This is a genomic window from Nocardia sp. CNS-044 (genome assembly GCF_059570515.1).
This window is the reverse complement of sequence record NZ_JCANSX010000013.1, coordinates 76,010-97,607: the sequence shown is the minus strand read 5'-3', so window position 1 is coordinate 97,607 and position 21,598 is coordinate 76,010. Positions and strand designations below refer to the sequence as shown.

General features: G+C 70.0%; 19 protein-coding genes. 15 read left to right on the top strand and 4 right to left on the bottom strand.

The features are described 5' to 3' along the window. Positions 1–38 precede the first annotated feature (38 nt). On the bottom strand, positions 39–671 hold the full coding sequence (locus T333_RS32755; protein WP_496426911.1) for a response regulator: 633 nt from the start codon (positions 669–671) through the stop codon (positions 39–41). Positions 672–902: 231 nt separating this feature from the next. On the opposite strand from T333_RS32755, the gene T333_RS32750 reads away from it, so the two are divergent. Next, positions 903–2,987 carry an amylo-alpha-1,6-glucosidase gene (locus tag T333_RS32750; RefSeq protein ID WP_496426910.1) on the top strand — a complete coding sequence of 695 codons (2,085 nt, stop codon included), beginning with the start codon at positions 903–905 and terminating at the stop codon, positions 2,985–2,987. A 128-nt stretch (positions 2,988–3,115) separates the two neighbouring features. Beyond that, a complete protein-coding gene (uvrA, locus tag T333_RS32745; RefSeq protein WP_355004058.1) occupies positions 3,116–6,172 on the top strand; it encodes an excinuclease ABC subunit UvrA in 3,057 nt (1,018 codons plus the stop codon). Between the two features lie 619 nt (positions 6,173–6,791). Here the strand turns inward: uvrA and T333_RS32740 are convergent. From T333_RS32740 to T333_RS32730, 3 genes are all read right to left on the bottom strand, one after another. Beyond that, entirely contained in the window at positions 6,792–7,511 is a 720-nt protein-coding gene (locus tag T333_RS32740; RefSeq protein WP_357256030.1) for an alpha/beta fold hydrolase, read from the bottom strand. A 68-nt stretch (positions 7,512–7,579) separates the two neighbouring features. Further along, the gene (locus T333_RS32735; RefSeq protein ID WP_355004056.1) at positions 7,580–7,918 is read right to left on the bottom strand and encodes a DUF1844 domain-containing protein; all 339 of its coding nucleotides are present in this window, start codon (positions 7,916–7,918) and stop codon (positions 7,580–7,582) included. A 4-nt stretch (positions 7,919–7,922) separates the two neighbouring features. Beyond that, a complete protein-coding gene (locus T333_RS32730) occupies positions 7,923–8,435 on the bottom strand; it encodes a DinB family protein (RefSeq protein ID WP_496426909.1) in 513 nt (170 codons plus the stop codon). 343 nt (positions 8,436–8,778) lie between these two features. Between T333_RS32730 and infC the strand changes: the two genes are divergently transcribed. The 13 genes from infC to T333_RS32665 all read left to right on the top strand — a co-directional run bounded on the left by infC (position 8,779) and on the right by T333_RS32665 (position 21,587). Beyond that, positions 8,779–9,432: a translation initiation factor IF-3 gene (gene infC / locus T333_RS32725; RefSeq protein WP_084501921.1), complete on the top strand. Its 654-nt coding sequence runs from the start codon at positions 8,779–8,781 to the stop codon at positions 9,430–9,432. Between the two features lie 74 nt (positions 9,433–9,506). Next, positions 9,507–9,701, top strand: coding sequence for a 50S ribosomal protein L35 (rpmI, locus tag T333_RS32720; RefSeq protein ID WP_040706116.1), 195 nt, complete (start codon positions 9,507–9,509; stop codon positions 9,699–9,701). A gap of 98 nt (positions 9,702–9,799) precedes the next feature. Further along, positions 9,800–10,180 carry a 50S ribosomal protein L20 gene (gene rplT / locus T333_RS32715; protein ID WP_039797323.1) on the top strand — a complete coding sequence of 127 codons (381 nt, stop codon included), beginning with the start codon at positions 9,800–9,802 and terminating at the stop codon, positions 10,178–10,180. A 14-nt stretch (positions 10,181–10,194) separates the two neighbouring features. Then, positions 10,195–11,019: a TrmH family RNA methyltransferase gene (locus T333_RS32710; RefSeq protein WP_496426908.1), complete on the top strand. Its 825-nt coding sequence runs from the start codon at positions 10,195–10,197 to the stop codon at positions 11,017–11,019. 55 nt (positions 11,020–11,074) lie between these two features. Continuing rightward, positions 11,075–11,602 (top strand): hypothetical protein, encoded by a 528-nt coding sequence (locus T333_RS32705; RefSeq protein ID WP_496426907.1) that lies wholly within the window; start codon positions 11,075–11,077, stop codon positions 11,600–11,602. Between the two features lie 257 nt (positions 11,603–11,859). After that, positions 11,860–12,936: a phenylalanine--tRNA ligase subunit alpha gene (gene pheS, locus T333_RS32700; RefSeq protein ID WP_067793129.1), complete on the top strand. Its 1,077-nt coding sequence runs from the start codon at positions 11,860–11,862 to the stop codon at positions 12,934–12,936. A 49-nt stretch (positions 12,937–12,985) separates the two neighbouring features. Continuing rightward, on the top strand, positions 12,986–15,490 hold the full coding sequence (gene pheT / locus T333_RS32695) for a phenylalanine--tRNA ligase subunit beta (RefSeq protein WP_496426906.1): 2,505 nt from the start codon (positions 12,986–12,988) through the stop codon (positions 15,488–15,490). Between the two features lie 128 nt (positions 15,491–15,618). After that, positions 15,619–15,909: a DUF427 domain-containing protein gene (locus tag T333_RS32690; protein WP_355004051.1), complete on the top strand. Its 291-nt coding sequence runs from the start codon at positions 15,619–15,621 to the stop codon at positions 15,907–15,909. A 173-nt stretch (positions 15,910–16,082) separates the two neighbouring features. Then, positions 16,083–16,850, top strand: coding sequence for an alpha/beta hydrolase (locus T333_RS32685; protein WP_496426905.1), 768 nt, complete (start codon positions 16,083–16,085; stop codon positions 16,848–16,850). A 40-nt stretch (positions 16,851–16,890) separates the two neighbouring features. Continuing rightward, positions 16,891–17,397 carry a hypothetical protein gene (locus T333_RS32680; RefSeq protein WP_496426904.1) on the top strand — a complete coding sequence of 169 codons (507 nt, stop codon included), beginning with the start codon at positions 16,891–16,893 and terminating at the stop codon, positions 17,395–17,397. A gap of 51 nt (positions 17,398–17,448) precedes the next feature. After that, positions 17,449–18,477, top strand: a complete 1,029-nt coding sequence (locus T333_RS32675) for a hypothetical protein (RefSeq protein ID WP_355004048.1) — start codon at positions 17,449–17,451, stop codon at positions 18,475–18,477. Positions 18,478–18,510: 33 nt separating this feature from the next. Continuing rightward, on the top strand, positions 18,511–18,684 hold the full coding sequence (locus T333_RS32670; protein WP_496426903.1) for a hypothetical protein: 174 nt from the start codon (positions 18,511–18,513) through the stop codon (positions 18,682–18,684). Positions 18,685–18,965: 281 nt separating this feature from the next. Beyond that, entirely contained in the window at positions 18,966–21,587 is a 2,622-nt protein-coding gene (locus T333_RS32665; RefSeq protein ID WP_496426902.1) for a sensor histidine kinase, read from the top strand. Positions 21,588–21,598: the final 11 nt, after the last annotated feature.

Here is a 21,598-nt window from a genome sequence, read left to right as displayed (position 1 = left end):
GGGGCAGCGCCGCTCCTTCGGACATGGCGCGAAGCCGCTCACCCCTCCCGCAGGCGCGAAGCCAGCACCGCGGCTTGGGTGCGTCGCTCCATGCCCAGTTTGGCCAGCAGTCGCGACACGTAGTTCTTGACCGTCTTCTCGGCGAGAAACATCCGCGCGGCGATCTGCCGGTTCGTCAGACCCTCGCCGAGCAATGCGAGCAGCTTGCGCTCTTGTTCGGTGAGTCCGGCCAGCGGTCCGTCGGCCTCGACGCTGTCGCGCAGCCGAGCCTTCAGCGCCGTCGCCGCCCGGTTGTCCAGCAGCGAGCGGCCCGCGCCGACGGCCTTGATGGCCTCGGCCAGTTCCATGCCCTTGATGTTCTTGACCACGTAACCCGAAGCGCCCGCGAGGATCGCGTCCAGCATGGCGTGCTCGTCGGTATAAGAGGTGAGGATCAGGCAACGCAGGCCGTCGATTTCGGCGAGCAGATCGCGGCACAGTTCGATGCCGTTGCCGTCGGGCAGCCGCACGTCGAGCACCGCGACATCGGGCTGGGCCACGCGGATGCCCGCCATGGCCTGCGCGACATCGCCCGCCTCGCCGATCACCGCGAGCTCGGGATCGCTCTCCAGCAGATCGGTCAGCCCTCGCCGGACGATCTCGTGATCGTCGACCAGGAACACCTTGATCACCGCGGCCCCTCCTTACGCATGGATCCCGCCCCGGGGCCGATCTCGGGAATCCCGTCCCAGCGAATATCTGGCGAACGGAACGGGTCGAATTGCCCTGGGCGTATTGATGTTCCGAGTATGCTGGATTTCTGGACCGCACGCGTGGAAGTTGTCGAACGATGACCGATTCAGCGACACCGCGGAACGCCCCGAGCGCTCCGGCCGATCCCCGGCGCAAGGACGGGTGACGTCATGGACCCGTGGGGCAGCGGACCCGCGCAACACGGGACGGCGGGCGCGGTCACGCTCGTCGAGGGATCCACGTTCTGCCTCAGCGAATCCGGCGGCGGTATCGAGCCGCGCCGGGCGCAGGGCCTGTTCGTCCGCGACACCAGGGTGCTCTCGCGCTGGCGCTTGACCGTGGACGGCCAAGCGCCGCAACCGTTGAGCGTGCAGTACGCCGACCCCTACAGCGCCACGCTGCTCGCGCGCACCGCGCCGCCGCCGGGCCGCGCCGACAGCACCGCGCTGGTGATCGTCGGACGGCACGTCGGCGACGGCATGCGCGAGGACCTCACCGTGCGCAACCTCTCCGGCGAGCCCATCGACTGCGCGATCGTGCTCGAGGTGGACGCCGATTTCGCGGATCTGTTCGAGGTCAAGGAAGGTCGCGTCGGCGCGGGCCCCGACACCGAGGACCGGGTGGACGACGGCGGTCTCGAAATCGCGGCGCCCGCGCTCGGCGTCGCGGTGGCGGTTCGGGCAGTGGACGCGACGTTCGACGGCAGACGGCTGCGCTGGTCGGTCCGGCTGCCCGCGCGCGGGTCCTGGTCGACGTGCGTCCAGTATCAGCCGTTGCTCGGCTCGGCAGCGGTCACGCCCCGGCACATGTGCGGCAGCTCGATCGCGCACAGCGCGCCCGCCCGGCGGCTGCGCGCCTGGTACGAGAACTCGCCGCGGGTGCGGACCGGCGACCCGACGCTGGCCGCCGTGCTGCGCCGCGCCGTCGCCGATCTCGGCGCCCTGCGCATCTTCGATCCCGCCAGTCCCGAGCGCGCGGTGGTCGCGGCGGGCGCGCCGTGGTTCATGGCGTTGTTCGGACGGGACTCGCTGCTCACCTCGTGGATGGTGCTGCCGGTGGATCGCAGGCTGGCCATCGGCACCTTGCAGAGCCTGGCCGGTCTCCAGGGCGTCCGCGAGCACACTGCGACCGAGGAACAACCCGGCCGTATCCCGCACGAGATCCGCTTCGGCCGGGCCGCGACGAAACTGCTCGGCGGGGACCGGGTGTACTACGGAACAGTCGACGCCACACCGCTTTTCGTCATGGTGCTCGGCGAGCTGCACCGCTGGGGACTCGACGCCGCCACCCGCGACGAACTGCTGCCGCACGCCGACCGCGCCATCGAGTGGATCCAGCGCTACGGCGACGCCGACGGGGACGGTTTCGTCGAATACCGGCGGGAAGCCGACCACGGTCTGGACAACCAGGGCTGGAAGGACTCCTGGGACGGGATCAACTTCGCCGACGGAACGCTGCCCGAACCGCCCATCGCGCTCGCGGAGGTACAGGGCTATGTCTACGCGGCGTACCTGGCGAGGGCCGAGCTGGCCGCCGACCTCGGCGACCGAGACACCGCCGCCCGGCTGCGCGCCGCGGCCGCCCGGCTCAAGGCCGAGTTCAACGCGAAGTTCTGGCTGCCCGAACGCGGCTGGTACGCCGTCGGACTGGACCGGGACAAACGGCCGATCGACGCGCTGACCTCGAACATCGGCCACTGCCTGTGGACCGGTATCGTGGACGAGGACAAGGCGGCGCTGGTCGCGGACCGGTTGCTCGCCCCCGACATGTTCACCGGCTGGGGCATCCGAACCCTGTCCAGCGACATGGGCGCCTACAACCCCGTCAGTTACCACAACGGATCGGTGTGGCCGCACGACAACGCGGTCTGCGCGGCCGGGCTGATGCGCTACGGACTCACCGAGCACGCCACCCGGGTGATCGACGCGGTGCTCGACGCCTCGGTCCGGTTCGGCTACCGGCTGCCCGAACTGTTCTGCGGTTTCGACCGCGCCGAGTTCGACGCGCCGGTGCCGTACCCGACCTCGTGCTCGCCGCAGGCCTGGGCCGCGGCCGCGCCGCTGCTGTTCCTGCGCAGCCTGGTCCGGCTGGAGCCGGGTGCGGGCGCGGCGGAGGTGGCGCCCGCCGTGCCCGAGCGGTATCTGCCACTGCGGATCAGCGGGCTGCGGATCGGGCCGGAGGTGTTGACCGTCACGGTGGACGCGCACGGATGGCAGGTCATCGGGCGGTCGGAGGGCACGCGACGGGCGGGCTGACGGCCCCGCGCGTGCGGTGTCCGAGCAGCTCGGCGGCCGCTCGGACGAAACTTGTCGGTGCCCCGGCCTAGAGTGGCCAACGGGGGTATGTCTGCACGTCAACACACGATCGAGAAGGGACACACCTGGTGGCGGAACGCCTCACCGTGCGCGGAGCCCGGGAGCACAACCTGAAGGGGGTCGACCTCGATCTGCCCCGCGACAGCCTGATCGTGTTCACCGGATTGTCCGGCTCCGGCAAGTCCAGCCTCGCCTTCGACACCATCTTCGCCGAGGGCCAGCGCCGGTACGTCGAATCGCTGTCGGCCTACGCCAGGCAGTTCCTCGGGCAGATGGACAAGCCCGATGTCGACTTCATCGAGGGTCTGTCGCCCGCGGTGTCCATCGATCAGAAGTCCACCAACCGCAACCCGCGCTCGACCGTGGGCACCATCACCGAGGTCTACGACTACCTGCGTCTGCTCTACGCACGCGCGGGCACTCCGCACTGCCCGGTCTGCGGCGAGCTGATCGCCAAGCAGACCCCGCAGCAGATCGTCGATCAGGTGCTCGCCATGGAGGAGGGCACCAAGTTCCAGGTGCTCGCGCCGGTGGTGCGGACACGCAAGGGCGAGTTCGTCGACCTGTTCGACCAGCTCAACACCCAGGGCTACTCCCGGGTGCGGGTCGACGGCGTGGTGTATCCGCTCACCGATCCGCCGAAGCTGAAGAAGCAGGAGAAGCACGACGTCGAGGTCGTCGTGGACCGGCTCACCGTCAAGCCGACCTCCAAGCAGCGCCTGACCGATTCCATCGAGACCGCGCTGCGCCTTGCCGACGGCATCGTGGTGCTGGACTTCGTCGACCGCGACGAGCACGCCCACGACCGGGAGCGCCGCTTCTCCGAGCGTCTCGCCTGCCCCAACGGCCACCCGCTCGACATCGAGGATCTCGAGCCGAGGTCGTTCTCGTTCAACTCGCCCTACGGCGCCTGCCCGGACTGCACCGGCCTCGGCATCCGCAAGGAGGTCGACCCGGACCTGGTGGTTCCCGATCCCGAGCTCAGCCTCGCCGCGGGCGCCATCGCGCCGTGGTCGCGCGGGCAGACCGCGGAGTACTTCACCCGGCTGCTGTCGGGCCTCGCCGAGGCCATCGGCTTCTCCATGGACACCCCGTGGCGGGAGCTGCCGGTCAAGGCGCGCAAGGCCGTGCTCGAGGGCAGCGCCGACCAGGTGCACGTCTCCTACACCAACCGCTACGGACGCAAGCGCTCCTACTACGCCGACTTCGAGGGCGTCATGCCGTTCCTCCAGCGGCGCATGGAGAACACCGACTCCGAGCAGATGAAGGAGCACTACGAGGGGTACATGCGCGATATCCCGTGCCCCGTCTGCAACGGCGCGCGGCTGCGCCCGGAGATCCTGGCCGTCACCATCGCCGCGGCCGAGGAGCGCAAGTCCATCGCCGACGTCAGCGACCTGTCGATCGGCGACTGCTCGAAGTTCCTCAACTCGCTGACGCTGGGGGAGCGCGAGGCCGCGATCGCCGGGCAGGTGCTCAAGGAGGTTCAGGCGCGCCTGGGCTTCTTGCTCGACGTCGGCCTGGAGTACCTGACGCTGTCCCGTGCCGCCGCGACCCTGTCCGGCGGTGAGGCGCAGCGCATCCGGCTGGCCACCCAGATCGGCTCCGGCCTGGTCGGCGTGCTGTACGTGCTGGACGAGCCGTCCATCGGCCTGCACCAGCGCGACAACCGGCGACTCATCGAAACCCTCACGCGGCTCAAGAATCTCGGCAACACGCTGATCGTGGTCGAACACGACGAAGACACCATCCGCGCCTCGGACTGGGTGGTCGACATCGGCCCGCTGGCGGGCGAGCACGGCGGCCGAGTGGTGCACAGCGGCCCGTACCAGGAACTGCTCACCGACCCGAATTCGCTGACCGGCGCGTACCTTTCGGGCCGCGAGCGCATCGAGGTGCCGATGGTGCGCCGACCGGTGGACAAGAAGCGCAAGCTCACCGTGGTCGGCGCCACCGAGCACAACCTGAAGGGCATCGACGTCTCCTTCCCGCTCGGCGTGCTCACCTCGGTGACCGGCGTCTCGGGCTCGGGCAAGTCGACGCTGGTCAACGACATCCTGGCCACCGTGCTGGCGAACAAGCTCAACGGCGCTCGCCAGGTGCCGGGCAGGCACACCAGGGTCAACGGCCTGGATCACCTGGACAAGCTGGTGCAGGTCGATCAGTCCCCGATCGGCCGGACGCCGCGCTCCAACCCGGCCACCTACACCGGCGTGTTCGACAAGATCAGGACCCTGTTCGCGGCGACCACCGAGGCGAAGGTGCGCGGCTACCAGCCCGGCCGGTTCTCGTTCAACGTCAAGGGCGGCCGCTGCGAGGCGTGCTCCGGCGACGGCACGCTGAAGATCGAGATGAACTTCCTGCCGGACGTGTACGTGCCGTGCGAGGTCTGCCACGGCGCGCGCTACAACCGGGAAACCCTCGAGGTGCACTACAAGGGCAAGACCATCGCCGAGGTGCTGGACATGTCCATCGAGGAGGCCGCCGAGTTCTTCGAGCCGGTCACCTCGATCCACCGCTACCTCAAGACCCTGGTGGACGTCGGCCTCGGCTACGTGCGCCTCGGCCAGAGCGCGCCGACGCTGTCCGGCGGCGAGGCGCAGCGCGTGAAGCTGGCGGCGGAGTTGCAGAAGCGTTCCACCGGCCGCACGGTCTACATCCTCGACGAGCCGACCACCGGTCTGCACTTCGAGGACATCCGCAAGCTGCTCGCCGTCATCAACGGTCTGGTCGACAAGGGCAACACCGTCATCGTCATCGAGCACAACCTGGACGTCATCAAGACCTCCGACTGGGTGGTCGACATGGGTCCCGAGGGCGGCTCCGGCGGCGGCACCGTGGTGGCCGAGGGCGTTCCGGAGGACGTCGCGGACGTGCCGAACAGCTACACGGGCCAGTTCCTGAAGGAGGTGCTCGCTCAGCCCGCCGCGACGGCTCCGGCCAAGCGTGCCCCGGCGAAGAAGGCCGTGAAGAAGGCGGCGGCCAAGGCGGTTCCGGCGGAGCCGACGGCTTCGAAGCCGACCAAGGCGGCGAAGGCTCCGGCCGAGAAGGCGGCGGCCAAGAAGGCGCCGTCGGAGACCGCGGCGGCGAAGCGGCTGGCAAGGAAGGCCGCCGCGCTGCGTTGATCGAACAACAGAGCTGATCGACAAAGCTGCGTCGATCGAGTGGCCGCGTCTCCAGGACGCGGCCACTCGTCGTTTCGGCGAGTTGGTCGACGGTGGGTAGTTCGACCGGGTCGGGCCAGCGGGCCGGGCAACGCGCACGGGTGGTTCGAACGTCGTTGCGCAATGGGCGGCGCACCCGATGCGCGCGCGGGAGTGCCCCGCGCATTGGGTCCCGAAAACGCCGGAAAAAGTGAAACAGCCGTGTGTAAGATCGGCTCACCGTGTCCGGGCGCGTCCGGGACAGTCACGGTGAGTGCACCGATTCGTGGCGCTTGCGCGCCCGAGAACCGGTGGGAGAGAAAGGAATACGCCCATGGAAGGCGTCGACATCGCCGCGCTCGTCGCGCAGATCCTCACGTTCCTGAGCAGTGGATCGTCCATCAACTACAACCCGGGCGCCTGAGCGCGCCGCACAGCGAAAGGAATCCCCATGGACAGCGGAAGCGCCGGTCTGACCAGCCTTCTCCAGGCCCTCGCCAACATGATCGCCACCGGCTCGTCGATCTCGGTCACCCCGGGGCAGTGAACGCGCCGGGCGGGGCCGGTCGTGTCGGCCCGCCCCGTCTCGGCCGCGCGGCCCTCAGTTCTTCGCCGACTCCGACGCGGCCGTGGCGATGATCTGCGCCAGCTCCATCGGCTTCGACCACATGGGCCAGTGTCCGGTCGGCAGGTCGATCAGCGTCGCGTCGAATCGCGCGATCTCGCTGAACACCGGCGCCTCGCCGCTCGTGCTCAGCTGCCGCACCAGCTCCGCGGTGATGCTGGTGCACACCACCGTCGTCGGCACCGCGAGGCGCGCGGGCGAATCGCTCAGCCGCAGTGGCGCGCCCGCGATGCTCGCAGGTTCCGACACCGCGCGCTCCCGGAAGCGGGCTAGTTGCTCCGGGTTCAGCCCGACGAGGCTGTCACCCTCTTCCGCCAACTGCTCCCAGCTCGGTAGCGGGAACTCGCGCGCCGCGCCGAGCGAATCGTTGAGCACGAAACCGTCCGGCACCGGCGCGCAGTCGACGTACACCGCGTGCTGAAAACGCTCCGGCGCGACATCGGTGGCCAGGTAACCCGGCGCGGCGCCGCCCGAATGCGACACCAGCACAGCGGAATCCGCGGGGTCGATGGCCGCCAGGATGGCCCCCGCCTGCTCCTCGATGGTGGCCGCGAGCCGGTCGTCGTCGTCGGGGTCGAGCCCGGGCAGCGTCAGCGCCCGCACGTCGAAACCGCGCCCGCGCAGGTCTTCGGCCACCTCGTCCCACGCCCACGCGCCGAGCCAGAATCCGGGAACGAGCAAGATCGGTGTCGCCATGCTGCCAGCATGCCGCATCGACCGCCGCCCGCGTGGGCGGTCGCGGCGGACGGGACGGGAAAACCGGCTCAGTAGACCGGGCCGGTGTACTTCTCGCCCGGGCCCTTGCCCGGCTCGTCCGGGTGGGCGGAGGCCTCGCGGAATGCCCGCTGCAGGGACTGCAGGCCTTCGCGGATCGGTCCGGCGTGCGGCCCGAGGTATTCGACCGAGGCGGTGACCAGGCCGGCGAGCGCCGTGATGACGCGGCGGGCCTCGTCCAGATCGCGGTGCGGGCTGCTTTCCGGGTCCGGATCGGCGAGTCCGAGCTTCTCCGCGGCCGAACTCATCAGCATCACGGCGGCGCGGCTGATCACCTCGACGGCGGGGATGTCGGCCAATTCGCGCACGGAGTCGAGGTCGTCAGTCATGCCCTCAGGCTAGCGAGGCCGCCCGGAGCAGTCGGAGCTGGCCGAGCTCCGCGACGTTCTTCATCAGCTCGGCGTTCACCCAGGCAGCGAGGTGCGTCACAGTGAGCCCGGCGTCGGCGGGCCACGGATACGCGGCGGGCGCGTTCGGATCCGCGGCGTCCAGCGCCGCGGACCATGCGGCGCGGAGTTCGTCGAGCCGCGCCCGCGCCGCGTCGCCCGCCCAGTACACCTGCTCGCGCGGCGGCGGGACGCGGCCCTCGAGGTGGGCCAGCGCGCTGCTCCACCACCAGTCGATGTGCCAGGTGAGCCAGGCGATGGTGGGCACGGGGATCGGGTCGGGTTCGGTATCGGCCCAGTCCGGTCGCCAATTGCCGTCCGCGCCGCGGTGTACGGTCCAGACGAGCGGGCCGGGTTCCCACCGCAAGTCATCGGGTGTCAGGGCGTCGAAGTGGTAGCTCGCCAGCGACCAAGTCAGGTCGAACTGCCAGCGCAGCAAGTCGGTGAAGGAGACGGGCACCGGGGGAGCGTGGCACCGCCGCTGGGGGCCGCGCAACGCGTTTTCGAGCCGATTCGGCGATAGCGGACGGCAATGCTAGACTTTCCGCTGACGACCGCCCCGAACCGTGTTGCCAGGTGCCGCACGACCCGGGGCTGATAAGTGGAGCCCGACTCCCACCGTTGCCGACGAGCAATCGTATAGGTCAAACGGTCCGGTCACCCGCCCGAAGTGGTGGGTTTCTTGCGCGGAGAGCCTTCTCGCGCGCAAGAGTCGATGCCTGGCATCGGTGATCGGTCGACTCGGGCCCCGTTGCGGTGAAATACCGCACCGGGGCTTTTGTGTTGAACAAGGGGTTGCAGTTATTGCCTGCGGTCGTCTGACGACACCGCTTGACCTAGGAGGCCCCATCAGCACTGAGACCCGCATCAACGATCGCATCCGCGTTCCCGAGGTTCGACTCATCGGACCTGGCGGCGAGCAGGTTGGGATCGTGCGTGTTGAAGATGCGCTACGCGTCGCCCTCGAGGCCGATCTCGACCTGGTCGAGGTGGCTCCGGATGCCCGTCCGCCGGTTTGCAAGATCATGGACTACGGCAAGTTCAAGTACGAGACGGCGCAGAAGGCGCGGGAGTCTCGGAAGAACCAGCAGCAGACCGTGATCAAGGAGCAGAAGCTCCGGCCCAAGATCGACGACCACGACTACGAGACCAAGAAGCGCAATGTCGTTCGCTTCCTCGAAGCCGGGTCCAAGGTCAAGGTGACGATCATGTTCCGGGGTCGCGAGCAGTCCCGGCCCGAACTCGGGTTCCGGTTGCTGCAACGGCTGGCCTCCGACGTCGCGGACCTGGGTTTCGTGGAGACCTCGGCCAAGCAGGACGGCCGGAACATGACCATGGTCCTCGCACCCCACAAGGGAGCGAAGACCCGCGTGAAGGCGCAGCAGGAATCGGCCGGACGGCCTGCCGCGAGCGCCGCGCCCGCCGGTGAGACCCCGGCCGCGGAGCAGGCCGAGTAGGCCACGCCCGCAGTTATACGAACAGACACCGGCGGTCGGGTGACGACCGCCGGGACGACCAGATAGAGGAATCCATGCCGAAGATGAAGAGCCACAGCGGCGCCTCGAAGCGATTCAAGGTGTCCGGTAAAGGCAAGCTGCTGCGCCAGCAGGCGAACCGTCGCCACCTGTTCGAGCACAAGCCCACCCGCCGGACTCGTCGTCTGGACGGCACGGAGGTCGTCGCGGCTGCCGACGTCCGTCGCGTGAAGAAGCTGCTGGGTATCTGATCCCCTTCGGGCAGCACCGCGACCGGAGATTCCGGACGCCACCCCTGACCAACCTCCCGGGCGCCGCACGCGCCCCCTATTCGATCAAGGACTGACCAGTGGCACGCGTCAAGAGGGCCGTCAACGCTCAGAAGAAGCGCCGTTCCATCCTCGAGGCCTCCAAGGGCTACCGGGGCCAGCGCTCGCGGCTTTACCGCAAGGCCAAGGAACAGCAGCTGCACTCGCTCACCTACGCCTACCGGGACCGCCGGGCGCGCAAGGGTGACTTCCGCAAGCTGTGGATCGCCCGCATCAACGCCGCGGCGCGCATCAACGACATCACCTACAACCGGTTCATCCAGGGCCTGAAGGCCGCCGGTGTCGAGGTGGACCGCAAGATCCTGGCCGAGCTCGCCGTCTCCGACGCCGAGGCCTTCGCAGGTCTGGTCGCTGTCGCCAAGGCCGCCCTCCCGCAGGACGTCAACGCCCCGGCCGCCTGATCCGGCCGACCCTGTTGACCAAGGGACACCTTTCGGAACGACCCGCGGACGCGCTCTCCGAGCGCAATCCGCGGGTCGTTTCCGCTGTCAAGCTGCACCGCGCGCCACAGCGCCGCAAGACCGGGCTGTTCCTCGCCGAGGGCGCGAACTCGGTCACCGCGGCACTGGAGACCGGCCGGGTGCGTGAGCTGTTCTATTCGCCGACGGCGGCCGAACGCGACCACGCGCTGATCGCGGGCGCGGTCGCCGACGGGGTCCGGGCCACGTTGGTGAGCGAGCGCGCGGCCGAGCATCTGGGGGAGACCGTGACGGCGCCCGGCCTGGTCGCCGTGTGCGATCTGGTCGACGTCCGGCTCGACGAGGTGCTCGCCGCCGAGCCGCGCATGCTGGCGGTGCCGGTCGAGATCGCCGAGCCGGGCAACGCGGGCACGCTCATCCGGGTGGTGGATTCGGTCGGCGCCGACGCGGTCGTGCTGGCCGGTGACGCCGTCGACCCGCACAACGGCAAGTGCGTGCGCGCCAGCGCGGGCAGTCTGTTCCACGTCCCGATCGCCCGGCACCGTGATGTCGCCGAAACGCTGGACGCCCTGACCGCCGCCGGGATCACGATCCTGGCCACCGCCGCCGACGGCGAGGTCGACCTCGACGACGCCGACGAACTGTTCACCGGCCGCGTCGCCTGGCTGTTCGGCAACGAGGCGCACGGCCTCGCGCCCGCCGTCACCGCCCGCGCCGACCACCGGATCCGCATCCCCATCCGCGGCCGCGCCGAGAGCCTCAACCTCGCGACCGCCGCCGCCATCTGCCTGTACGCGAATTCCCGAGTCCGCTACCGGTAGGCGCGCCTTCGGCGGTTCTCGTGTGCGACACGCCGAGGCGTTCTAGGGTTCGATCATGAGCGCCGGGGACGAACTGCTGCGCCGGATCGAGGGCGATCCCGAACTGGCCGGGCTGCTGGCCTGGCCGAGCGATTTCGATATCAGGCGCCGCCAGCCTGTCGAGGACCTGCGGCTGCCGAACGGAACGCCGCTCACGCCGATCGCCGGTGACGGTGCGGGCGGCACGTTCTTCCTGTGTGGCGCGCCGGGCACGGAGCGCCCGGTGCTGTACGCCGACTCCGAGGGCGGCGCGGTCCTACTCGCCGCCGATCTGGTCGAGGCGGTCACCTTGATCGCGACCTACCCGTACTGGCGCGATCTCGGCGCGGGCCGTCCGGTGGCCGAGCTGGAGGAGGAGTTCGCCGTCGACCGGCCGGAGTTCCTCGAGGTGCGCGCGGAACTGCTCGACCGGCTCGGCATCGCCGCGCCCGGCGTCGAAGAGGCGGTCGCCAAGATGCGGGCCAGCGCCGTGCGGACGGTTCCGGATTTCCTGCCGGTCGCCCCCGATCTGGACGGCGAGGCGGTGTACGAACCGCTCTGGTGACCGGTCGGATAGCAGGTCGTGGCGAGGAGACGGGCGGTCACGTCTCCACTGCCATCGCTCGCGCCGAGCGAGGCGGATACCTGCGCGGATGCCCGCTGCCACGGATCCGATCGGCGGCTCTAGCACAGTCGCCGGGCCGGTAGCGGGTAATCCGCGTGATTCGGGCACAGCCGATCCAATAGGATTCCACCAGCAGCAATGTGGGTAGGCAATAAGCCGGACCCGCGAACCGATCCCCAGGGGAGAGACGAACGATCGTGGCCGACGACAACACGGGAGTCGAGCAGAACGCCGAGGGGCAAGTCACCGCGCTGACCGAGGAGGCGCTGGCCGCGGCGGCGGCCGAGGCCGAGAAGGCGTTCGCGGCGGCCGCCGACCTGGACGCTCTCGCGGTGGCCAAGACCGAGCATCTCGGCGGCAAGGCGCCGCTCGCCCTCGCGCAGCGCGCGCTCGGCGGTCTGCCCAAGTCGGAGAAGGCCGACGCGGGCAAGCGGGTGAACGTGGCGCGGGCGCGGGTTTCCGAGGCGTTCGAGTCGCGCCGCGCGGTGCTGCTCGCCGAGCGCGACGCGGCCGTGCTGGTGGCCGAGACCATCGACGTCACCCTGCCCGCCCGCCGTCTCCCGGACGGTGCCCGCCATCCGATCACGGTCATCTCCGAGCAGATCGCCGACGTGTTCGTCGCGATGGGCTGGGAGGTCGCCGAGGGTCCCGAGGTGGAGACCGAGCACTTCAACTTCGACGCGCTCAACTTCCTGCCCGACCACCCGGCTCGCACCATGCAGGACACCTTCCATATCGCGCCGGAGGGTTCGCGCCAGGTGCTGCGCACCCACACCTCCCCGGTGCAGGTGCGTTCGATGCTCGAGCGCGACCTGCCGATCTACGTGGTGTGCCCGGGCCGTACCTTCCGCACCGACGAGCTGGACGCCACCCACACGCCGGTGTTCTCCCAGGTCGAAGGCCTCGCGGTGGACAAGGGCCTGACCATGGCGCATCTGCGCGGCACCCTGGACGCGTTCGCCCGCGCCCTGTTCGGCCCGGAGACGCGCACGAGGATGCGCCCGAACTACTTCCCGTTCACCGAGCCGTCCGCCGAGGTGGACGTCTGGTTCCCGGACAAGAAGGGCGGCGCGGGCTGGGTCGAGTGGGGCGGCTGCGGCATGGTGAACCCGAAGGTGCTGATCGCCAGCGGGATCGATCCCGAGGTGTACAGCGGGTTCGCGTTCGGCATGGGCCTGGAGCGCACCCTGCAGTTCCGCAACGGCATCCCGGACATGCGCGACATCGTCGAGGGCGACGTGCGGTTCACCCTGCCCTTCGGCATCCGGTCGTAGAACCGGCCCGATTCCCGAACTCCCTTCGATCGAGAGAGCGAAACCTCAAGTGCGAGTAGCGCAGTCCTGGCTGACCGAGATCATCCAGCGCACCACGCCCGAGTGGTCGGTGACGCCGGAGGAGCTGGATGCCGGGTTCGTCCGCGTGGGTCTGGAAGTCGAAGAGGTCGACAAGCTCCAGCGGGTGACCGGTGACATCGACAAGCCGCTGGTCGTCGGCCGTGTCGCCGAGATCACCGAGCTGACCGAGTTCAAGAAGCCGATCCGCTTCTGCAAGGTCGACGTCGGTAACCCCGAGCTGCAAGAGATCGTCTGCGGCGCACGGAATTTCGCCGTCGGTGATCTCGTCGTGGTGGTCCTGCCCGGCGGCGAGCTGCCCGGTGGCTTCAAGATCGCCTCGCGCAAGACCTACGGCCACGTCTCCCACGGCATGATCTGCTCGGTCGCCGAGCTGGGCATCGGCAAGGACCACTCCGGCATCCTGGTGCTGGAGCCGGGCACCGCCGAGCCGGGCACGGACGCCAACGAGCTGCTCGGCCTGAACGACACCGTCATCGAGCTGAACATCACCCCCGACCGCGGCTACTGCTTCTCGGCGCGCGGCCTGGCTCGCGAGCTGGCCTGCGGCTTCGATCTCGAGTACGCCGACCCGGCGGTGCGCACGCTGCCCGACGACGAGGCCGACGCCTGGCCGGTGAAGCTGGAGCCGTCCTCGAAGTGCACCCGGTTCGCGGTGCGCCGGGTCACCGGCATCGACCCGAACGCGGTCAGCCCGTGGTGGCTGCAGCGACGGCTGCTGCTGTCGGGCGTGCGCCCGATCTCCCCCGCGGTCGACGTGACCAACTACGTCATGCTCGAGCTGGGGCAGCCGCTGCACGCGTTCGACGCCGCCGAGCTCACCGGCGGCCTGGTGGTCCGCACCGCGCACAAGGGCGAGTCGCTGCGCACCCTCGACGAGGTGGAGCGCGTGCTCGACGCCGAGGACGTGGTGATCGCCGACGATTCCGGTGTGGTCTCGCTGGCCGGCGTCATGGGCGGCGCGAGCACCGAGGTCGGTCCGCAGACCACCGACGTGGTGCTCGAAGCGGCCACCTGGAACTCGCTGCTCGTCTACCGCACGGCGCGCAGGCACAAGCTGGTGTCCGAGGCGGGCAAGCGCTACGAGCGCGTGGTCGACCCGGAGATCAACGTCGTCGCGCTGGACCGGGCCGCCACGCTGCTCGCCGAGATCGCGGGCGGCACCATCGAGTCGGCACTCACCGATGTGCGAGTCCCGACGCCGCCCGCGGAGCCGATCCGCATCGACATCGACCTGGCCGACCGCGTCGCGGGCGTCACCTACCCGACCGGCACGTCCGCGCGCCGCCTCGCCCAGATCGGCTGCACCGTCGAGGTGTCGGTGAACGAGGAGACCGGGCACGGTCAGCTCGTGGTCACCCCGCCGAGCTGGCGGCCCGACCTGGCCCAGCCCGCCGACCTGGTGGAAGAGGTGCTCCGGCTCGAGGGTCTGGAGCAGATCCCGTCGGTGCTGCCGACCGCCCCGGCCGGGCGCGGACTCACCGCCGCGCAGCGCCGTCGCCGCGCGGTCAGCCGGGCGCTGGCCTTCGCCGGTGGCGTCGAGGTGCCGCCGCCGATGTTCCTGCCCTCGGGCGTGTTCGACACCTGGGGCCTGGACGCCGACGACCCGCGCCGCACCACCACCCGGGTGCTCAACCCGCTCGACGTGGAGCGCGCCGAACTGGCCACCACGCTGCTGCCCGGTCTGTTCGAGGTCGCCGCGCGCAATATCTCCCGCGGCGCCCGCGACCTGACGATCTACGGCATCGCGCAGGTGGTGCTGCCGGGTCCGAACACCAGGGCCGTCGAGGCGCTCGCGGTGGATCGTCGTCCGACCGACGAGCAGATCGCCGAGCTGATCGACTCGCTGCCCGCCCAGCCGGTGCACGTCGGCGCCGTGCTGACCGGCCGCCGCGAGCCGCGCGGACCGTGGGGTCCGGGACGGCAAGCCGAGGCCGCCGACGCGTTCGCTCTGGCCGACGCCATCGCGGACGCGGCGGGCGTGACCATCGAGCGTCGCGCGGGCGCGCACCTGCCCTGGCATCCCGGCCGCTGCGCTGAGCTGGTGGTGGACGGCGAGGTCGTCGGCCACGCCGGTGAGCTGCACCCGGCCGTGCTGGAACGCTCCGGCCTGCCGCCGCGGACCTGCGCGCTCGAGCTGAACCTGGACGCGCTGCCGCTGCGCGAGTCCCGTCCGGTTCCGGTGGTGTCGCCGTTCCCGGCGGTGCTGCAGGACGTGTCGGTGAGCGTCGAGAAGTCGGTGCCCGCGGGCTCGGTCGAGGCCGCGCTGCGCACCGGCGGCGGCGAGCTGCTGGAGGACATCGCCCTGTTCGACGTGTACGAGGGCGCGCAAGCGGGCGAGGGTCGCAAGTCCCTCACCTACGCCCTGCGCTTCCGCGCCGCGGATCGCACGCTGACCGAGGACGAGGCGAGCGCCGCCCGCGACGCCGCGGTCGCGTCGGCCGCCGAGGCGGTGGGCGCGGTCCTGCGCGGGTAGGCATGGTCCGTAGCGAGACCCGTACGGCCACAAAGCCGTACGGGTCTCGTCGTTTCCGAGCGGCGGGGGTCTGCCATCCGGTAGTAGCGTGGCGAGTGGCAACTTTCCTCCGACGATCGGGAGTTCCGATGACCGTACGAGCGGTATGGCGCGAGACGGTGCTCGCCGAGAGCGACGACACCGTGGTGGTGGAGGGCAATCACTATTTCCCCGCGGACGCCGTGCGCCGCGAATACTTCGAGCCCAGCGAGCATCACACGATCTGCCCGTGGAAGGGCACCGCGTCCTACTACACGGTGACCGTCGACGGCGAGCGCAACCCCGACGCCGCCTGGTTCTATCCGGCACCCAAGCCGGACGCCGAGATGGTGCGCGACCGGGTGGCGTTCTGGCGCGGCGTCGACGTGGTCGTCGACTGACCCCGGCGGCCGAGTCGGCGCGAGGTATCAGCGACACCGTCGGCCAGCCGGGGCGCGGGCTGTCGCCGCCGTAGTCCCGCACATCCGAAGACCGATACGGACACAGGACGGTCGTGTCGCCGTCGGGCGGGTCGGGACGACTCACCACGGCTCGGCGGGGTAAGAACGTCTGCATGCGACACCCCGCGGCTCGGATCCTCAACGCGCTGACCTACCTGCCGGAGCGGCAGGTCCTCCAGACGCCTGCCGCGGTCGGCCTCGACTACACCGACCTGTCGCTGCGCACCGACGACGGCGAGACCCTGCACGCCTGGTGGCTGCCCGCGCCGCGGCCGATCGGGCACGTCCTCTTCGCGCACGGCAACGCGGGCAATCTCGGCGACCGGGTCGCGATCTTCGCGCTGCTGGTCGCCGCGGGCTTCGACGTGCTCGCCTTCGACTACCGCGGCTACGGCCGCAGCACCGGACGACCCAGCGAGCACGGCACCTACCTCGACGCGCGTGCGGCGCGCACCGCGCTGCTCGCCCGGCCGGAGGTGGACCCGAATCGGGTGCTGTACCTGGGCAAGTCGCTGGGCGGTGGTGTGCTGCTCGAGCTGTCCGAGGCGCACCCGCCCGCCGGGTTGGTGCTGATGTCGACCTTCACCGGCATCCGCGACGCGGCCGGGTCGATCTACCCGTTCCTGCCCCGCCCGTTGATCCCCGACGCCTATCCGAACCTGCGGCGGATCACCGGGCTCACCGCGCCGGTGCTGATCATGCACGGCGACCAAGACGAACTGCTACCGCTGCGCAATGCCGAGCGGTTGTACGCCGCCGCGCCCGAACCGAAGCGGCTCGTGGTGGTGCCGGGCGGCGGGCACAACGATCTCATCGCGCTGCTCGGCGCCGAATGGCCCGCCACCTTGCGTGCCTGGGCGACGGAGATCCTCGCCGATTAGAACGGGGCGGGTGGTCTGTTCCGGTGCGTAGCCTGGCGTTATGAGTGATACGAGAGAAATCCTCGCGCGGCTCACCGCCCTGCCGGACGCGGAACTGGCGGCGACCTTGCGCGCCGCGGTGGAGGGGCGCTCGACGTTCTGGGCCGTGCGCGCGGCGCTGGACGAGCTGATCGGAGCGACTGATGCGGCCTCCGGATCCGATGTGAGTCCTGCCACGTCCGACGCTTCCGTGCATGGCGGCGTCGCGGACGCCTCGGCATCCGGGCAGGTCGGAGGCGGTTTCCCGGTACCGGCGGTACCGGTTCAACCGACCGGTATCACCGCACCATCCGAGACCGGCGGATATTCGCCGTCCGGGGTGCCTACTTTCGAGTCGGTTCGCGATAAGGTCGAGCAGCGCTTCGGCACTGCGCAGGGGATGGGTGAGCTCGACCGGCAGACCCCGGCGGGCCGCAGCGCCGACGAACGATTCGCCGCGCGCGAGAAGGCCGCGCGGGAACGTCTGGACCAGATACGGAAATCGCTGCGCGACAACGACGCGGGCTGACCCGCGCTGGTCCGACCGTGCCGGACCGAGAACGAATGGGTGGAATTTTCGATGAGCGAGCCGCGTGAGATCGCCGAACGGCTGCTGGATGCCCAGGTGGATTTCCTGCTTGCCGAGGTGACCGGCGACCGTTTCGCCGAGGTCGTCGCCCGCGATGTCGAGGCGGTGCTCGGTGTCGCCGACACGCTCCTGTTCCGTGAAGTCGTGGAGCTCGACCAGGCGAAGCAGACGGTCGCGACGGTCGTCGACCTGATCGGCGGCAGTCCCGTGCTGGCCGACATGGTCGGGGTGTTCGCGGACTCGATCTACGACAACATCGCCGCCAACCACGACTACACCCTCGGCGAGGTGGTCGAGCGGGAACCGGTCGAGGCGTTGCTGGAGAAGATCCTCGGCATGCACCAAGCCCAGGAGCGCATCCTGGACCGGCTCACCGAGAGCCCGCTGGTCGCCACCGTGGCCTCGAAGTTCGTCGACAAGCTGATCAACGACTTCATGCAGGCCAACCGGGAGCGCGCCGAGAAGATCCCGGGCGTCTCCTCGCTGATGTCGCTGGGGCAGTCGGCCGCCAACCGCGCCAAGAAGGCCGCCGACGGCACGTTCGTCGGTGATCTCGCGGGCAAGGGCGCGATGTTCGCGCTGAAGCGCACCAACAACGCGATCCGCGAGATGCTGCGCGACGCACCCGTGCACTCGGCCGCCATGGAGTTCTGGGATCTCCACGCCGACGAGCCGGTCAGCGGCTTGCGCGAGTACCTGACCCAGAAGGATCTCAACGAACTCGTGCTGCTCTGCTACGAGGTCGCCGTGACCACCCGCGAGAAGGAGTACTTCGGCCTGCTCGTCGCGGAGTGCGTCGAGGTGTTCTACGCCAAGTACGGCGACTACACGCTCGCCGCCATGCTGCCGGAGCTGGGCCTTTCCGGCGACGACATCGCCACCGAGATCCTGCGCTACGGTCCTGCGGTGATCGAGGGCGCGAAGCGAAACGGCGTGCTGGCCAAGTTGATTCGCGAGCGGCTCGCACCGTTCTACACCTCGGACGCGGTGTTGGGGATTCTGGCCGACGCGCGCGGCTGAGGACTCGGCGACGTGTTCTGAGCCGCTGAAGCGGTGTTCGACAGCGTCGGTGCGGTTTTCGATGACGCCCGCGCGGTTTCGAAGGTGCCGTCGCGGGTATTCGAAGGCGATGGCTCGGTATTCGACACTGTCGGTATGACATTCGAAGCCGCTGATGTGGTGCGCTTCACCCGCGCCCCGGTCACCGTCGCGTGCGGTGCGGTGTGAGCGGATCGAAACCGCGAAAATACTGGATTACCAGCGTGTTTAGAATGACTGCTCATGTCCGATTTGCCCGATTTTCGCGTTGACACCGCCTGCGGCCTGTGACAGCTTGCTCCTGATTCCGCGGGTTCGATCTCGAACCGTCGCGGTCGCAGTTCGCGAGGAGCGGGGTGGTGCGTGTGCGTTCGAGGCCGCAGGCAAGCGGCGCGGTGACGGCTTCGGCCGCCACCCCGGAACCGGCCGGTGTCGGAAGAATAGTTCGGCCACGCACCATTCGGGGCCGATTGGCGAGAATTCTGGCCGTCTCACTGACCCTGGTGCTCGCGCTGCTCGGCATCACCCTCGCCAGGGAAATCCAGTCGTACCAGCGCAGCGGCGACACGGTGGCCGCGGTCTCGCTCACCTTGGTGGTGCAGGACCTGCTGCACGAGGCGCAGCGTGAGCGCGGTCTGAGCAATGGCCTGCTCGGCGGTGACGTCCGGCTGCGGCAGGCCGTAACGGACCAGCGCGCGGCGACCGACCGCGCGCTGCGCGCGCTCGAAGCCGAATTATCCGGCGCGGCAGCGGGTTCCGGCGAGATCCGGGCTGCGGTCGGCCAGCTCGCCGGGTTGCCCGCTGTCCGCGCCCAGGTCGACGCGGGCCGGATCGGCCGGGCGGCCGCGTTCCAGTTCTACACCGACGCCATCGACGCGCTGAACCGTCCGCGACTCGGCCTCGACCAGGCCCGCGACGCCGAGGTGCGGCACGGTCTGCTCGCGCTGTACTCGCTCGGCGAGGCGAAGGAGCAGACGGCGCGCGAGCGCGGCTTCCTCAACGGGGTGTTCGCCGCAGACGGTTTCGAGCCCGGCGAATACGTCCAGTTCCTCGACATCCGGGCCGCCAAATCGGCAGGGCTCGCGGCATTCGCGCGCGACGCCACCGTCGCGCAGCGCGATCTGCTCGACACCGCGATGCGCGGCGAGGACGCGACGCGGGCGGCCGAATCCGAGCGCGTCGCCATTGATTCCAGTGCGGGCCCGTTGGTCCGGCCGGTGGATCCGAGCGGCTGGTGGGCGCAGATGACGGCCGTCATCGATGAGCAGCGCGCCGTGCAGCAAGCGGTCGGCGACGCGGTGCGGCAGCGCGCGAACGACCTGCGTCAGGGAGCGGCGCTGACCTTGGCCGGGTTCCTCATCGCCGCGCTGCTCGCGATCGCGATCGAGATCGCCCTGGTGGTGGCGGGCGTGCGCGCCATCGTCCGTCCGCTGGCCGCGCTCGCCGCCGAGGCCGACGACGTGGCGGGGCGGCGGCTGCCCGAGGTGATCGCCGCCTGGCACGCCGGTGGGGACACCCAGCCGCCGCGTCCGCAGCCGGTGCGGACGCCGCCCGGCGCCGCGGCCGAGATCGCCGCCGTCGCCGCCGCTTTGGACCGGGTGCAGGCCACCGCCTACGACCTCTCCTCGGAACAGGCGCTGCTGCGCCGCAACAGCACGGAGTCGATGGCGAACCTGGCCCGCCGCAACCAGAATCTGGTGCGCCGTCAGCTCGGGTTGATCAGCGAATTCGAGCGCGAGGAGCTCGATCCGAAGGCGCTGTCGAATCTGTTCGAACTCGATCATCTCGCCACCCGCATGCGCCGCAACGCCGAGAGCCTGCTGGTGCTGGTCGGCGAGGGCAGCCCGCGGCGCTGGGCCGAACCGATCGCGCTCACCGACGTGATCCGCGCGGGCTTGTCCGAGGTCGACGACTACCGCCGGGTCGTGCTGCGCCGCATCGACGACGTCTCCATCACGGGCGCGATCGTCAGCGAGCTGGCACACATGCTCGCCGAGCTGATCGAGAACGGACTCGCCTTCTCCCCACCGGATCTGGAGGTCGAGATCTACGGCAGGAAACTGCCCGGCGGCTACCTGCTCGCGGTCGTCGACCACGGCGTCGGCCTGCCCCCCGACCAGCTGGCCGAGGCCAATGCCCGCCTGCGCGGCGACCGCGACTTCCTGGTCGCCCCGACGCGCTACCTCGGCCACTACGTGGTGGGCAGGCTGGCCCGAAGGCTCGGCATCGACGTCGAACTGACGGTCGCGCCCGTCAGTGGCATCGTGGCCCGCCTGCTGTTGCCCACGGAACTTCTCGGCGGACAGCGGAATAAGCACGCGACGCCGGACAGCGGCAGCCGCGACGGCGCGGCGTTCGCACGGGACAGTGCTTCTCGGCCGGAACGGGATGCGATCGGGCCAACTGTCGAATCCGACAGCGCCACAGGCAAATTCGGTTCGGCCGACGCGCACGCGGCATCGGGTGTTCATCCGGCTTCCGGCCCGCGACAGGCCGCGTCCGGCGCACCCACCGAGTCGTCGCGTACGACACTGGAATTCCGCGTGCACGGCGTCGGCGGGACCGACGACGGACGCCGAGCTGCGACACCCGCATCGCACACACCGCTGGCGTCGATCGAAACCATCGACGCGGCAGGCGAGTTCCGTTCGGGTCCGTCCCTCGGGTCGCACGCACGTCACGCCGCAGCCGCGGGAGGTGAGTCGGGGTCGAGTGGCGATCACCATGCCCGCGGCACGTCCCCGAGGAACGGCCGAGAATCCGGTACTGCTGCCAGGTCCACGCACGCCGCCGACGTCGGCGAATCCCCGTGGTTCCGCGCCGCCCCCGGCGATGCGCCACCCGCGGTGCAGCGCACCCGCAACGGACTCGTCAAGCGCACCAAGCGCACTCGCTCCGCCGAAACGATCGCGGCGCAGCGCCCGTCCGCGCCCCGCCCGCCCGCCGCCCCGGCCGTCGAGCGATCGCCGGAAGAGGTGCGCGGCATGTTGTCGGCGTTCCGCACCGGACATCAGCGCGGCGTTCCCGCCGCGAACCCGGCCGACAACGCCACGCGCACAGCAAATCTGGCCCAGACCACCGTAGAGCAATGACCACCGTGAAG